Below are 14,841 nucleotides of genomic sequence, written 5' to 3' on the forward strand. Positions count from 1 at the left end.
CGCCGGCTTCGCCCTTTACGGCGGCGCCAGCCCGGTCAGGGGCTGGGTGCTGACCACCTCCCAGACCAGTTCCTGCATGCGCCGCGCCAGCTCCGGCGAAGGCGCATCGGCGGGGCTGCCATCGGCGCGCATCAGCGCATGCGGCAGACCGACCGGGGATTGGCCGTAAAGCACCGCGTAATGGGTCAGCGCCACCAGATAGGCGCCCAGGTCGTTGGGATGGATGGGGTCCAGCGAACCGTCCGGGTTGCGGGCAAACAGGTCCTCGCGCGATGCCAGTTCGGCAATGCCGCCCCTGGCCTCGGCCTCGGCCACCAGCCGGGCCATGACCTGCCCGGCGGGGATCAGCCAGACTGGCTTGCCCGCGGCGCGTGCGGCGGGCCAAAGCAGGCCGGGCTTCCACAGGGTTTCCAGATCCTGGGGCAGGCGCGACAGCCAGTCCGGCTGGTCGTCCAGCGCATGCCAGCTTTCATAAAGAAAGATCTGCCCGCCGGGATTGGCCTGCGCCGCCTTTGCCGCCCATTTTCCGGCGTAAAGCGGGCTTTCCTTGTATTGGATGGCGTCCTGAAGCCGCACCATCTCGGTCATGACGAAGGCGTCGTAATCGCCGCTGGACAGCGCCTCATGGGCCTCGCGATGGCGGGGGGTGGCGTTTTCCTGGTCAAAGCCGTTGATCGCATCGCGCCCCTGGAAATGCTCGCGCAGTGCGGTGCCCCAGCCCAGTTGCAGAGCATAGTCATGCCCGGCCCCGGCCAGTTGCGCCAGCATGGCCGGCATGTCCCGGCCGACCAGGCTGTGGCCCAGGTGATAGACCCGCAGCGGCCCTTGCGGCAGCGCCCGGCCGCCCTGGTAAAGCGCCTGCACATCGGCGCCGTCGTCGGGCGCGGTTCCTTGCGCATGGCGCCAATAAAACAGTGCCGCCACGACGGCCACCACCAGCAGGGCAAGCAGGTAACGCATCTTCATCCCCATCCCGGACCTTGGAACAGGAATAGCAAAAAGGCCGCCGCCCCGAAAGGCAGCGGCCGTTCCGCATCGCTTTTGCCCCGACTTATGCGCGGGCGTGGTACTTGCGGTTCCAGCGGATCGAGGACCAGAGCGAGATGCCGATCAGCGTCGCGCCGCCCAGGCCGGTGATGACCTCGGGGATATGGACCAGCGGCTGCACGAACATGATCACCGACAGCGCGATGATGGCATAGAAGGCGCCATGTTCCAGGAAACGGTATTCGGCCAGCGTCCCGCGCTCGACCAGCATGATGGTCATGGAACGCACATACATCGCGCCGATGCCCAGGCCGATGGCGATGACGAACAGGTTGTGGGTCAGGGCAAAGGCCCCGATCACGCCGTCGAAGCTGAAGGACGCGTCCAGCACTTCCAGGTAAAGAAAGGCGCCGATGCCGCCCTTGGCCCCGGCCTGCAAGGTCTGCTGCGAACTGTCCAGCAGGCCGCCCAGCACCTCGACCAGCAGAAAGGTCAGAAGGCCCCAGATCGCCGACTGGAAGAAGATCTGCGCTTCGGCCCCGCCCAGGAAGCGGGAAAAGATCAGCACCGTGACCAGGACCACCGCGACCTCGATGCCGCGGATGGTGGCATAGCGCTGCATCCGGTCTTCCAGCCAGCGCACCCAGTGGACGTCCTTTTCGTGGTCGAAAAAGAAGCTTAGCCCGACCATCATCAGGAAGGTACCGCCGAATGCCGCGATGGGCAGATGCGCGTCATGCATGATGCGCGAATATTCATCGGGCTGGCTTGCGGCCATCACCATCGCCTGCCAGGGGCCGATATTCGCGGCGATGACCACGATCAGCAGCGGAAAGACGATTCGCATGCCGAAGACCGCGATCAGGATGCCCCAGGTCAGAAAGCGGCGCTGCCACTTGGGGGTCATCTCTTTCAGCTTGTTGGCATTGACGATGGCGTTGTCGAAGGACAGCGAGATTTCCAGCACCGCAAGCACGGCGCAGATGAAAAAGACCGTCAGCGTGCCGCTGATGGTGCCGGTGGTCTGCCATCCCAGCGCCGCGCCCAGGGCAAGGCCAAGCGCGGTGACGATAAAGGACCACTTGAAATAGTGCAGGGTGGGACGATGGGTTCCACTCGTCGAGCCCCCCAAGGGCGGGTTGTTTCCTTGCTGCATGTCAGAACAAGATTCCAGGCGGCTGGTCAAAGATCGATGCCGACATCACGAACGTGCCGCCACGTCCGCCAGAGGGGCCCGGCCATCAAACTGCGTCCGCAAGCGGACTTGGCGAAAATGGCGAAGCCGCATCACGATTGCAAGGGTTTCATGTCGATTGCGTCGTTTTCTTGCGCGGTTGCCGCCTTGGATATGACCGGCAGGCTGATGCGCGCCCGCAGCCCGCGCCCGCCTCCGCCCTCGGCCAGGGTCAGGGTCCCGCCAAACAGCCCGGCGATTTCCTGCGCGACGGGCAGGCCCAGGCCCATGCCCGGCGCCGCCGCCTCGCCGCGCCGGAAACGGCGCACGGCGCCGGCGCGCGCGGGGGCGGGGATGCCGGGGCCGTTATCCTCGACCTCCAGCACCGCATCCCGGCCCTGGGGCAGGACCCGCACCGTCACCACCGCGGCCCGCCCTGCATGAAGCAGCGCGTTCGAGATCAGGTTGCTCAGCGCCTCGCCCAGAAGCAGCGGCTCGGCCCGGACCAGCAGCGGGCCCTTGCCCTCGAATCCCAGGTCGATGCCGGCTTCGGCCGCGGCGGGAATATGCTCGGCCGTCAGGTCGCGCGCCCATGCGGCCAGGTCCAGCGGACCGGCGCCCGCGCCCCCTTCGGCGGCATCGACCTGGGCCAGCAGCAAAAGCTGGGCCAGGATGCGCTCGGCATGGGCCACGGCGGCGTCGCCCTTGGCCGCGGCGGCCTGGGCCTGGGGCAGGGTCGCGGCCCGCGCCGCCAGCGCCAGTTGGGTGCGCACCACCGCCAGCGGCGTGCGCAACTGGTGCCCGGCATTGCCGGTAAAGTTGCGCATCCCGTCCAGCGCCGTTTCCAGCCGCCGCATGAAGCCGTTGACCGTGCCGACCAGTCCGCGAACCTCGGACGGCACGGGCGTCCTGATCGGGCTCAGGTCGCCGGGGCTGCGGGCGGCGATTTCATCGCCCAGCCGGTAAAGCGGGCGCAAGGACAGCGTGACCGCGATCCAGACGATCAGCGCCGCGCCCGCGATCATCAGCGCCAGCCGCAGGGCCGAGCGCATCAGGATCGCCCGCGTCAGTTCGCGCCGGGCGTTGGTCGTTTCGGCCACGGTCACGACAAAGGGCACCTCGTCGATGCCGGTCGAGGCGGCGCGGGCCAGGCTGGCGACCCGCACCGCCTCGCCCCGGAACAGGTCGTCGGCATAGGCTGGCCCGCCGCCCGGCCGCGCCGGCGCCATCGGCAGGTCGCCATAGCCGGTGACGATATGGCCCGGCGGGCCGTCCACGCGATAAAAGACCCGGTCCTGCGCGGCCGAACTCAGCATCTCCAGCGCGCCATAGGGGATCTCGATGGCGATCCGCCCGTCCTCGTCCAGCGAGGCGCGTTCCGCGATCACCAGCGCCGAGCCGGCCAGCACCCGGTCGGCCAGCGCATTGGCCATGCGCACCGCCTCGCGCCAGGTGTCGGCCAGGGCCGCCGCCCCCAGCGCCAGCGTTCCCATGAGCAGCCAGCCCAAAAGCCGGCGGCGCAGGGAAAACGGCCGCCGGATCACGGCTGCGCCCGGTCAAGGAAATAGCCGATGCCCCGCGCCGTCCTGACCGTCAGACCGGCCGGCGCCAGCCGCTTGCGCAGCCGGCTGACATATTGCTCGATCGCGTTGGCCGACAGGTCGTCCTCAAGCGAGGTCAGGGATTGCACGATGCTGTCGCGCGCTACCACCTTGCCGGCGCGCATGATCAGCAGTTCCAGCAGGCCGCGTTCCCGCGCCGGCAGGTCCAGCGGCTGGCCCGCCAGCAAAAAGCTGCGCGCCGTCTGGTCCAGCACCAGGTCGCCGAAGCTGACGGTGGAATTGCGCAAGCCCGCCTGGCGGCGCAGCAGCGAACGGATGCGGGCCTCGAACTCGCCGATGTCGAAGGGCTTGATCAGATAGTCGTCGGCGCCCAGGTCCAGGCCGCGCACCCGCTCTTCGGGGGCGCCGCGCGCGGTCAGGATCATCACCGCCGCCGGGTTGCGCCGCGCCCGCATGGCGCGCAGCACCTCGATCCCGTCCATCTGCGGCAGGTTCAGGTCCAGGATCACCAGGTCAAAGCTTTCCGCCGCCGCCAGCGCCTCGGCCGAGGCGCCGTCATGGACCACGTCCACCGCATAGCCCGATTGCCGCAGCAATGCGACCAGCCCCTCGGCCAGCGACAGATTGTCCTCGGCAAGCAAAATGCGCATGGTTCTCTCCCTTATCAGCAACCTAGCGGGGCGGCGCGGACTTGTGAACGGGCCGCCGCTTTGGCAAGCTTGCCCATCATGCGCCCGTTTTTCCGCCCTTTGCCCGTCCTTGCCGCCGCGCTTTTGCTGTTGGCCGGTGCGGCATCGGCGCAGATGACGCTGTTTTCCGCCCCGGCCGGCAAGGGGCGGGAATTGACGGTCTATTCCTCGCTCGACGACGATCTGGCGGCGCCGCTGATCGCGGCGTTCCAAAGCCGCAACCCCGACGTGGCGGTGCGCTATGAAAACCTGCTGACGACCGAACTGCACGACCGCATCGTGGCCGAGACGCAGGCGGGCGGCGGCACGGCGGATTTCGCCTTTTCCTCGGCCATGGATTTGCAGGTCAAGCTGGCGAATGACGGCTTCGCCCGCCCGGTCCAGACCCCGGACACCCCCGGCTGGCCCGGCTGGGCGAACTGGCGCGACACCGCCTATGCGCTGACCTTTGAACCCGCCGTCTTTGCCTATCACAAGCCCAGCTTTGCCGATCACCCGCCGCCCGCCACCCGCGCCGACCTGATGCGCTGGATGGCCGAACACCCGGCCCAGGCGCAGGGGCGGATCGGCACCTATGACGTGGCGCGTTCCGGCGTGGGCTACCTGTTCCTGGCCCGCGACCAAGAGCTTTATCCCGGCATCTGGTCGGTGGTGCAGGCGATGGGCCGGGCGGGGGTGCAGCAATTCCCCACCTCGGCCGAGTTGCTGGAGCGGATCGCCGACGGGCGGCTGGCGGTGGGCTACAACCTGCTTGGCTCTTACGCCTCGGACTGGGCGCGGCGGCATCCCGACCTGGGGGTGATCCTGCCGCGCGATTTCACCGTGGTCGTCTCGCGCGTGGGGCTGGTGCCGATGGCGGCGCGCCAGCCGGGGCTGGGGGCGGATTTCCTGGCCTTCCTGATGTCGCCCGAGGGGCAGGGCCTTTTGTCGCGCACCCTGCGGCTGTCGGCCGTCAGCCTGGAGGTCGCGGGCCAGCCCGGCCCGGCGGGCGGCATGCAGGACCTGGCCGGGCTGCGGCTGAAGCCGGTGCCGGTCAGCCCCGGCCTTCTGGCCTATCTGGACCGCGCAACGCGGGCCAGGCTGCTGGCGCGCTGGAACAAGGCGCTGGCCGGCGAATAGTTTTTCGCCGCGATGTCAGGTCCATGACAGCTTTCTATGCTGCAAGGAACCCGGAGGGTGCCCGCATTCCGGGAGAGATGCGGGCCGAAGCCAGACAACGGATAACGGGACCGGCGCGCATGCGTCCGGCCGATGCGGAGGAAGACCATGAAGCAATTCGTTCTTGCCAGCCTGTTCGCGGGGGCCGTCGCGGTCCCGGCCATGGCCGATTACACCATCATCGCCCCGGCCAATCCGGGCGGCGGCTGGGACCAGACCGCCCGCACCATGCAGACGGTGATGCAAGAGGAAGGCATTTCGAAATCGGCCCAGGTCCAGAACGTGCCCGGCGCCGGCGGCACCATCGGCCTGGCGCAATTCGCCAGCCAGAACAACGGCAACCCCGACGCGCTGATCGTCGGCGGCTATGTCATGGTCGGCGCCATCCTGACCAACAATTCGCCCGTCTCGCTGAAAGACGTGACCCCCATCGCCCGGCTGACCGGCGAATACGAGGCGATCGTGGTTCCCGCCGCCTCGTCCATCCAGGACATCCAGGGGCTGGTCGAGGCGCTGAAAGCCGATCCCGGCGCGGTCAGCTGGGCCGGCGGCTCGGCCGGGGGCACCGACCATATCGCCGTGGGCCTGATCGCCAAGGCGGCCGGCGTCGATCCGACCAAGATCAACTACATCGCCTATTCCGGCGGCGGCGAGGCGCTGGCGGCGATCCTGGGCAACCAGGTGACGGCCGGCATTTCCTCGCTGGGCGAGTTCGAGGCCCAGATCCAGGCCGGCACCCTGCGCCTTTTGGCCGTGTCCTCGCCCGAGCGGCTGGAGGGCGTCGATGCGCCGACCCTGCAAGAGGCCGGGCTGGACGTGACGCTGGAAAACTGGCGCATGGTCGCGGCCGCGCCGGGCCTGTCGGACGAACAGAAGGCCAAGGTCACGGCCGATATCGAGAAGATGGCGAAATCGGAAAACTGGCAAAAGCAACTGGCCGACAAGGGCTGGATGGATACCTGGCTGGCCGGTCCCGAATTTGACGCCCAGCTTGAAAAGGACATTTCCGCGACCGAAGCGATCCTCAAGGACATCGGTCTGGTGAAATGAGCGGCAATCGCCATGAACCGCAGCGCCGCCGGGATATGGCGGCGCTGGCCATCGCGGCGGGGCTGCTCGTGGCCGGGGCGGTGATGCTGTGGGACAGCGCGCGGCTGGCCGATCTGGGCGGCTATTCCGGCGTGGGCCCCGCCAGCGTGCCGCGCGTCGTGGGCTTTGCGCTGATCGGCCTGGCCGTATGGACCGCCATCGAGGCGCTGCGCGGCGATTTTCCCCAGCGCCCGGCGCAGAACATCCCGCCGGTGCTGTGGATCGTCGCGGGCCTGGCGCTGCAACTGGTGCTGCTGCATCTCACAGGCTTTTCCATCGCCACGGGCATCCTTTTCGCCTTTACGGCGCGGGCATTCGGCAAGCGCAACCTGGCGATGACCATCCCCATCGGCATCGTCTTTGCCTTCGCGGTCTGGGCGGTCTTTTCGCAACTCCTGATGCTGCACCTGCCTGCCGGGCCGCTTGAGCATCTGGTCTTTCCGCGGGGCTGAACCATGAGCGCATTCGACTTCCTGCTTCAGGGGCTTGGCACCGCCGCCGACCCGATGATGCTGCTTTATGCGCTGATCGGCGTGACGCTGGGCACCGCGGTCGGCGTGCTGCCCGGCATCGGCCCGGCGCTGACCGTGGCGCTTTTGCTGCCCGTGACCTATCGGCTGGACCCGGCCGGTTCGCTCATCATGTTCGCGGGCATCTATTACGGCGGCATGTATGGCGGCTCGACCACGTCGATCCTGCTGAACACGCCGGGCGAAAGCGCCTCGATCATCACCGCGCTGGAGGGCAACAAGATGGCCCGCAAGGGCCGCGGCGGGCCGGCGCTGGCCACCGCCGCCATCGGGTCCTTCATCGCCGGGCTGATCGCGACGCTGCTTTTGGCTTTCCTGGCGCCATGGATCGTCAAGGTGGCGCTGGTCTTTGGCCCGCGCGAATATTTCGCGCTGATGGTGCTGGCCTTCGTCACCGTCTCGGCCGCATTCGGCGATTCGGCGCTGCGTGGGCTGACCTCGCTGTTCCTGGGCCTGGCCCTGGCCTGCGTCGGCATCGACCAGTTGACCGGCCAGGCGCGGCTGTCCTTTGGCGTGCCCGAACTGCTGGACGGGATCGAGGTGACGACCATGGCCGTCGCCATGTTCGCCCTGGGCGAGGCGCTGTTCATCGCCGGCCAGCGCGACCAAGCCGAGGACGAGGTGACGGCCGTCAAGGGTTCCGTCTGGATGAGCCGCCGCGACTGGGCGCGATCCTGGAAGCCCTGGCTGCGCGGCACGGTCATCGGCTTTCCCATCGGCGCCATGCCGGCCGGCGGGGCCGAGATCGGCACCTTCCTATCCTATGCCACCGAAAAACGGCTGACCAGGCACCCCGAGGAATTCGGCGACGGCGCCATTGAGGGTGTCGCCGGCCCCGAGGCCGCGAACAATGCCAGCGCCGCCGGCACGCTGGTGCCGCTCTTGACGCTGGGCCTGCCGACCTCGGCCACGGCGGCGATCATGCTGGCGGGGTTCCAGCAATTCGGCCTGCAACCCGGCCCCTTGCTGTTCGCCACCAACCCCACCCTGGTCTGGGGGCTGATCGCCAGCCTGCTGATCGCGAACGCCATGCTTCTGGTGCTGAACCTGCCGCTGATCGGGCTGTGGGTAAAGCTGCTGACGGTGCCGAAGCCCTGGCTTTACGCCGGCATCCTGCTGTTCGCGACGCTGGGCACCATCGGCGCCAACCCCTCCAGCTTCGAACTGGGGATGCTTCTGGGCTTTGGCGTGCTGGGCTATGTGATGCGGCTGTTCGGCTATCCGATCGCGCCCATCGTGGTCGGCCTGATCCTTGGCCCGATGGCCGAACAGCAGTTGCGCCGGGCGCTGGCCATCAGCCAGGGCGACTGGACCACGCTGGTGCAATCGCCCATTGCCGCCACCCTGCTGGCCATCGCGGCCCTGGCGCTGATCGTGCCGCTGATCCTGCGCGCCCGCGGCAAGGGCGAGATGCTGAGCCAACTGGCCGGCGAAGAGGACTGACCGCCCGCCCGGCCCGGCAACGGGTCGGGCGCCGCCATGTCCGGCACGCCATGGTCGGGTGCCATGTCCCGGCGTCATGGCGGCCTTGCCTTTATCTGCGTTGTGCCGGGGGCGGGCAGACCCCATCTGTCTGTCATCGAACTTCTCGATGAACCCTTGAAGACAGGCAGAAAAATGCACCGCGCTTTCCATTCCATCGCTTCGGCTCTTTCGACCCTGCGGGCTGCGATCGCAGTCGCTTCGGCGGCCGAAGCGCACCGCCGGCCCGCCGCCAGCGACCTGCGTCGCCTGGGCATCGACGCGACGAAATTCGCCGCCATCCATCTTTGACATCGCCTAGTGCCGCCGCGCCGGAACGCCCTTGCCGCGTTTCGGCGCTTGCGTTTGTCCGCTGGGCAGCGGCGCGTCGTCGCAGCCGCCCCTGGCGTTCGGCGGCGCATGGCAGATAAGGCCCGCCGCCGCGCCGGATGATGTGCGGCGGGATGCATCTGCGACAGATCAATGAAAATCCCGGCATAATTCCGCCGGACCAAAGGGTTGAACGCCGCTGGCGCGACCCTATATCGGTTGCCGTGCCCTGGGGCAACCGAAAGGCGATTTGTGCGTTGTCAAGGGTGCCTGCGAATTTCCGTATGTCGCAAGATCGTTGCTTTTGGCGGCTATCACGCTTATCTGCCACGACTTGCATGTGGTGCATGGCGGTCATGCGGTAGGAGGCATACCGAATCACGGCAGGGATCGGCTAAGCTGGCCAATGCCGCCTGGAGGCAGAAGATGCAGCAGCCTTGGCCTTGGTCAAGGGGCGGTGGCACCGCAAGAAAAACAGGATAATGATGATGCGCGATTTCGTGGATGGCTCGGCTTTCAATTTCGAACAGGGACAGCGGGCCCGCAAGCTGTTTGCGGCCGTTGTGCTGGCTGCGCTGGACGATGCGATCGCCGATGACAAGAAATATGGCAACGGGCCCGATCAGATCGCCCGCTGGGCCCGCTCGCGCGATGGGCGCGAGGTGCTGTCCTGCGCCGGCATCGACCCGAACGAGCGGGTGGTCAAGGGGCTGATGGAATTCGTGGCCAAGGGCGTGCGCACCTCGGTCGCGCTGTCGCGCGAGGAAAGCGAACGCCGCCACGCCGCCGAGGAAGCCGACGCGGCATAAGCGCCGGCCTCGCGCATTGGCTGGGCCGTCCCGCGGGGCGGCCTTTTTCGTTCAAATCCGATGGAATGCCTGCCCGGCAGGGCGGGTGGACGATCACATTCCCATCAGCAGCCCGACAACAGCCACGATGCCGCCGATCATGAGGGCCGGCACCCGCGCTTGCCAGCAGCCAAGGGTCGCGCTGAAGACGCTTGATCGCCCGCCGCATTCGCGCTGCGAAGCTTCGTGACCCTGCGGTCAATCATGAAGCGAATATAGCCCCCAGCCGGCGGCAATGGGATGGCCTTGCCCCTTATCCAAACAGCCGCAGCGTCAGCGGCGCTATCACCGAGGTCAGCACCGCGTTCAGCCCCATGCCGATGCCCGCGAATGCACCCGCGGTCTCGTTCACCTGAAAGGCGCGCGCCGTGCCGATGCCATGCGCGGCCACGCCCAGCGAAAAGCCGCGCGCCCGCCAGTCGCGGATCCCCAGCGCATTCAGCAGCGGCGTGGCGATGATGGCGCCGAAGATGCCCGTCACCAGCACCAGGACGGCGGTGATCGTGGGCTCGCCGCCCAGCCCCTCGGCAATGCCGATGGCGACGGGGGCGGTCGTCGATTTCGGCGCCAGGCTGGCCAGCATCACCTCGCTAAGGCCGAAAGCCTTGCCGATGGCCAGGGCCGAGACCACCGCCGTCACCGAACCCGCGACCAGCGCCGCCACCAGCGGCAGCGCCGCCCGCTTGACCCGGTGCAGGTTGTCGTAAAGCGGCATTCCCAGCGCCACCGTGGCCGGGCCCAGCATGAAATGCACGAATTGCGCGCCCTCGAAATAGGTCTGGTAGCTGGTGCCGGTCAGCCCTAGCACGCAGGCCAGCAGGATCACCGCGCACAGCACCGGATTGGCCCAGCTTTGCCGGCCCATGGCGCGAAAGAAGCTGTCGCCCAGCCAATAGGCGATCAGCGTCGCCGTCAGCCACAAAAGCGGGCCTTGGGTCAGATAGCTCCAGATCAGCGCGGCGTCGGTCATTCCTCGGACCCGCCCGTCCAGCGCAGCACCGCGCGGAACACCAGCGCCCCCGCCGCGATGGCCAGCGCGGTTGAGACGGTCAGCGCCAAGGCTACCGCCAGCCCGTCGCTGCGAAACTGGCCCAGATGCGCGACGACGCCCACCCCGGCGGGGACGAAGAACAGCGACAGATGGCCCAGGATGCCGGCGACGACCGGGCGCAGCATCTGGGCCAATGCCGGGCGCAGCGCGCAGGACAGCACCAGCAGCATCAGCCCCAGCACCGGGCCGGGCAGCACCAGGCCAAGGCCGCGGGTGGCAACCTCGCCCACCAGTTGAAAGACCAGAATGATGGCAAGCGCGGGAATCATACCGCAAAGCTTAGCACCGCATTTCCGGCAGAGAAGCTTAATCTTGTGGATAAGCGGACCACCCCCGCCATATCTTGGGGTTTGTATTGACTCGGGGCCGCGGATGGCAAAGAATCCGGGCATTGCAACGACCCCGTGGACCCCTGTCTTGCGCTTTGACCGCCTGCGTCTCAACGGCTTCAAAAGCTTCGTGGATCCGACCGACCTGGTCATCCGCGAGGGGCTGACCGGCGTGGTCGGCCCCAATGGCTGCGGCAAGTCGAACCTGCTGGAGGCTTTGCGCTGGGTCATGGGCGAAAACCGGCCCACCGCCATGCGCGGCGACGGGATGGAGGACGTGATCTTTGCCGGCACCGCGCGCCGTTCCGCCCGTGCCCATGCCGAGGTCACGCTGACCATCGACAACAAGGACCGCCTTGCCCCCGCCGGCATGAACGACGCCGACGCGCTGGACATCACCCGCCGCATCACCCGCGACGCCGGTTCCGCCTATCGCATCAACGGCAAGGAGGTGCGGGCGCGCGACGTGCAGATGCTGTTCGCGGATGCCTCGACCGGGGCGCATTCGCCGGCGCTGGTGCGGCAGGGGCAGATTTCCGAACTCATCAACGCCAAGCCCAAGGCGCGCCGGCGGGTGTTGGAGGAGGCGGCGGGGATTTCCGGCCTTTACCAGCGCCGGCACGAGGCCGAGTTGCGGCTGAACGCGGCCGAGGCGAACCTGACGCGGGTGGACGACACGCTGGACCAGCTATCCACGCAGGCCGCCAGCCTGGCGCGGCAGGCCCGCGCCGCCGCCCGCTATCGCGAGATCGGCGCGGCGCTGCGCCGGGCCGAAGGGGTGCTGCTCTATCGCCGCTGGGCCGAGGCCGACCAGGCCAAGGCAGGGGCGGCCGAGGCCCTGCGCGCCGCGATCCGCGCCGCTGCCGAGGCCGAGACCCAGGCCCGCCGCGCCATCGCCGCGCGCGAGGCGGCCGAGGCGAAGCTGCCCCCCCTGCGCGAAGAGGAACAGGTCGCGAGTGCCATCTTGTCCCGCGCCACCGTCGAACGCGAGGCGCTGGACGAGGCCGAGGCCCGCGCCGGCCAGGCCATCCAGACCCTGCTGGCGCGCATCGCCCAGCTTGACCGCGACATCGAGCGGGAATCGGCGCTGAACCGCGACGCGGGCGAGGTGATTGCGCGGCTGGAATGGGAAAGGCGCGAGCTGGACAAGGCCGGGCAGGGCCATGAGGACCGGCTGGACGCCGCCGGCAATGCCGCCGCAGAGGCCGCCGAGGCCCTGCGAGAGGTCGAGGCCAAGCTGGCCGAGCTGACCGACGAATCCGCCCGGCTTGCCGCGCGCCACCAATCCGCCGAGCGGCTGGTCCACGACCTGCGCCAGATGCAGGAGCGCGCCACCCGCGCTGCGGCCGAGGCCGAGGCGGCAGCCGCCCGCGCCACCGATACCGGCGTTGAGGCCGATGCGGCCCGCGCCGCCGCCGAAGAAGCGCAGGAGGAAGCCCGCGACCGCGTCGAATCCGCCGAAGAATCGCTGGCCGGGGCCGAGGAAGCCCGCGCCGCGCTTGAGGCCGAGGAATCCGCGGCCCGTGCGGCACGGGCCGAGGCCGAGGGTGAGGTCTCGGCGCTGAATGCCGAGATGGCGGCGCTGAAGCGGCTGGTGGAACGTGGGCAGGGCGGTGATTCGATCCTGGACCTGGTGCGGGTCGCGCGGGGATATGAAACGGCCTTTGGTGCGGCGCTGGGCGACGATCTGGGCGTCGGGCTGGCCGATGACGGCTCGGGTTGGCATCTGCTGCCCGGCTATGACGCACCGCAGCCGCTGCCCGAGGGCGCCGAAGCCCTGGCGCCGCATGTCGATGGCCCCGCGGCGCTGGCCCGGCGGCTGTCGCAGGTCGGGCTGGTCGCGGATGCGGCCATGGGCGCGGCGATGCAGTCCGCTCTTGCCCCCGGCCAGCGGCTGGTCACGCGGGCGGGCGACCTGTTCCGCTGGGACGGTATGCGGGTGATGGCGGGCGAGGCCGCGTCCTCGGCCGCGCTGCATCTGCAAAAGGTCAACCAACTGGCCGAACTGGCCGAACAGGCCGGGACGGCGCAGGCCCGCGCCGAGGATGCGCAGGCCGCGCATCAGGCGCTGCGCGACCGCCACCTGGCCGCGACCGAGGCCGAGAAGCGCGCCCGCGATGCCAGGCGCGAGGCCGAGCGCGGGCTGTCGGACGCCGTGCGCGCCGTGACCCGCGCCGAATCCGAACTGGCCATGGCGCAAAGCCGCGCCGAATCCGCCCGCGCCGAACTGACCCGGCATCGCGAGGATGCGCTGGACGCCCGCGCCCGGCTGGCCGAGGCCGAGCGGGCGCTGGCCGAACTGCCCGACCGCGGCGCGGTGGCGGCGGCGCTGGACCATGCCCGCATGGGCGTCGAGGCGGCGCGCATCGCCACCATGACCCGGCGCAGCGGGCTGGACGAATTGCGGCGCGAGGCCAATGCGCGGATCAAGCGCCTGCAAGAGATCGCCAAGGAGGACTCCGGCTGGCGGCTGCGGCTGGACCAGGCCGGCACCCGCGCCGCCGAACTGGCCGCCCGCCGCGACGAAGCCGCCGCCGACCTGGAGGAAGCCGAGGCCCAGCCCGAGATCCTGGCCGAGCGCCGCGACGTCCTGACCGAGGCCGAGGCGCAGGCGCGCGCCCGCCTGGCCCGCGCCCGCGAGGCGCTGTCCGCCGCCGACCAGGCGCTGCGCATCGCCGCCGAGGCCGAGCGCGAGGCCGAGCGCGCCGCATCCGACGCGCGCGAGACCCGCGCCGCCCGCGAGGCCCGCGCCGAGGCCGCGATCCAGGCTGAAGCCGCCGCCCGCCTGCGCATCCACGAAGAATTGGACGCCACGCCCGAGGCGCTGCTGGCATCCCTGGGCGAGGTCGAGGAGATCGCCGCCGAGGCGCTGGAGGACCAGATCGCCCGGCTGCGCCAGCAACGCGACGCCTTGGGCGCGGTGAACCTGCGCGCCGACGAGGACAAGCGCGAGTTGGAGACCGAGCGCGACCGGCTGGCGACCGAAAAGGAAGACCTGACCGAGGCGATCCGCAAGCTGCGCCAGGGCATCGGCAGCCTGAACCGCGAGGGGCGCGAGCGGCTGCTGGCGGCCTTTGACACGGTAAACGCCAATTTCACCACGCTGTTCACGCATCTTTTCGGCGGCGGAGAGGCGCGGCTGGTGCTGGTCGAAGCTGACGACCCGCTGGAGGCAGGGCTGGAGATCATGTGCCAGCCGCCGGGGAAAAAGCTCTCGACGCTCAGCCTGCTGTCGGGGGGCGAGCAGACGTTGACGGCGCTGGCGCTGATCTTTGCGGTCTTCCTGGCCAATCCCGCGCCGATCTGCGTGCTGGACGAGGTGGACGCGCCGCTGGACGACGCCAACGTCACCCGCTTCTGCGATCTGATGGACGAGATGACGCGGCGGACCGAGACGCGCTTTCTTGTGATCACGCACCACGCCGTCACCATGGCGCGCATGGACCGGCTGTTCGGCGTGACCATGGTGGAACAGGGCGTCAGCCAGCTGGTCAGCGTGGACCTGAAGCGGGCCGAGGCGCTGGTCGCCTGAAAACCCGCCCGATGGTCCGGGTGGGCGCGCGGATAGGGGTTGCAGGCCGGGGCGTCGGGCGCAACTATCCCCGCCGAGCGATTTTGCGCACCTTCATCGAC

13 protein-coding genes are annotated in these 14,841 nt (G+C 69.1%); 7 read left to right on the top strand and 6 right to left on the bottom strand.

Going from position 1 to position 14,841, the window contains the following annotated elements:
• Positions 1-15: 15 nt before the first annotated feature.
• The 4 genes from F3H32_RS10785 to F3H32_RS10800 form a co-directional block, all read right to left on the bottom strand.
• A complete protein-coding gene (locus tag F3H32_RS10785; protein WP_149765864.1) occupies positions 16-960 on the bottom strand; it encodes a hypothetical protein in 945 nt (314 codons plus the stop codon).
• 91 nt (positions 961-1,051) lie between these two features.
• Positions 1,052-2,143 (bottom strand): DUF475 domain-containing protein, encoded by a 1,092-nt coding sequence (locus F3H32_RS10790; RefSeq protein WP_149765865.1) that lies wholly within the window; start codon positions 2,141-2,143, stop codon positions 1,052-1,054.
• Positions 2,144-2,274: 131 nt separating this feature from the next.
• Positions 2,275-3,705, bottom strand: a complete 1,431-nt coding sequence (locus tag F3H32_RS10795; protein WP_149765866.1) for a sensor histidine kinase — start codon at positions 3,703-3,705, stop codon at positions 2,275-2,277.
• Positions 3,702-4,373: a response regulator gene (locus F3H32_RS10800; RefSeq protein WP_115756249.1), complete on the bottom strand. Its 672-nt coding sequence runs from the start codon at positions 4,371-4,373 to the stop codon at positions 3,702-3,704. The genes F3H32_RS10795 and F3H32_RS10800 overlap by 4 nt, the downstream gene beginning before the upstream one ends.
• 78 nt (positions 4,374-4,451) lie before the next feature.
• Between F3H32_RS10800 and F3H32_RS10805 the strand changes: the two genes are divergently transcribed.
• From F3H32_RS10805 to F3H32_RS10830, 6 genes are all read left to right on the top strand, one after another.
• Positions 4,452-5,531 carry an ABC transporter substrate-binding protein gene (locus tag F3H32_RS10805; protein ID WP_188128646.1) on the top strand — a complete coding sequence of 360 codons (1,080 nt, stop codon included), beginning with the start codon at positions 4,452-4,454 and terminating at the stop codon, positions 5,529-5,531.
• Between the two features lie 147 nt (positions 5,532-5,678).
• Positions 5,679-6,620, top strand: coding sequence for a Bug family tripartite tricarboxylate transporter substrate binding protein (locus tag F3H32_RS10810; RefSeq protein ID WP_149765868.1), 942 nt, complete (start codon positions 5,679-5,681; stop codon positions 6,618-6,620).
• On the top strand, positions 6,617-7,111 hold the full coding sequence (locus F3H32_RS10815; protein WP_149765869.1) for a tripartite tricarboxylate transporter TctB family protein: 495 nt from the start codon (positions 6,617-6,619) through the stop codon (positions 7,109-7,111). The genes F3H32_RS10810 and F3H32_RS10815 overlap by 4 nt, the downstream gene beginning before the upstream one ends.
• A gap of 3 nt (positions 7,112-7,114) precedes the next feature.
• The gene (locus F3H32_RS10820) at positions 7,115-8,632 is read left to right on the top strand and encodes a tripartite tricarboxylate transporter permease (protein WP_149765870.1); all 1,518 of its coding nucleotides are present in this window, start codon (positions 7,115-7,117) and stop codon (positions 8,630-8,632) included.
• A 36-nt stretch (positions 8,633-8,668) separates the two neighbouring features.
• Complete coding sequence (locus tag F3H32_RS10825) at positions 8,669-8,962, top strand: hypothetical protein (RefSeq protein ID WP_149765871.1); 294 nt, start codon at positions 8,669-8,671, stop codon at positions 8,960-8,962.
• Positions 8,963-9,468: 506 nt separating this feature from the next.
• Positions 9,469-9,789: a DUF6280 family protein gene (locus tag F3H32_RS10830; RefSeq protein WP_024842734.1), complete on the top strand. Its 321-nt coding sequence runs from the start codon at positions 9,469-9,471 to the stop codon at positions 9,787-9,789.
• Between the two features lie 292 nt (positions 9,790-10,081).
• On the opposite strand, the gene F3H32_RS10835 is transcribed toward F3H32_RS10830, so the two are convergent.
• Together F3H32_RS10835 and F3H32_RS10840 are read right to left on the bottom strand one after the other, a co-directional pair.
• Entirely contained in the window at positions 10,082-10,798 is a 717-nt protein-coding gene (locus F3H32_RS10835; RefSeq protein WP_149765872.1) for an LrgB family protein, read from the bottom strand.
• Positions 10,795-11,148: a CidA/LrgA family protein gene (locus F3H32_RS10840; protein WP_149765873.1), complete on the bottom strand. Its 354-nt coding sequence runs from the start codon at positions 11,146-11,148 to the stop codon at positions 10,795-10,797. Before F3H32_RS10840 ends, F3H32_RS10835 begins: the two co-directional genes overlap by 4 nt.
• A gap of 148 nt (positions 11,149-11,296) precedes the next feature.
• On the opposite strand from F3H32_RS10840, the gene F3H32_RS10845 reads away from it, so the two are divergent.
• The gene (locus F3H32_RS10845) at positions 11,297-14,740 is read left to right on the top strand and encodes a chromosome segregation SMC family protein (RefSeq protein WP_149765874.1); all 3,444 of its coding nucleotides are present in this window, start codon (positions 11,297-11,299) and stop codon (positions 14,738-14,740) included.
• Positions 14,741-14,841 lie beyond the last annotated feature (101 nt).

The sequence above is a fragment of the Paracoccus thiocyanatus genome (genome assembly GCF_900156255.1).
GTDB lineage: Bacteria > Pseudomonadota > Alphaproteobacteria > Rhodobacterales > Rhodobacteraceae > Paracoccus > Paracoccus thiocyanatus.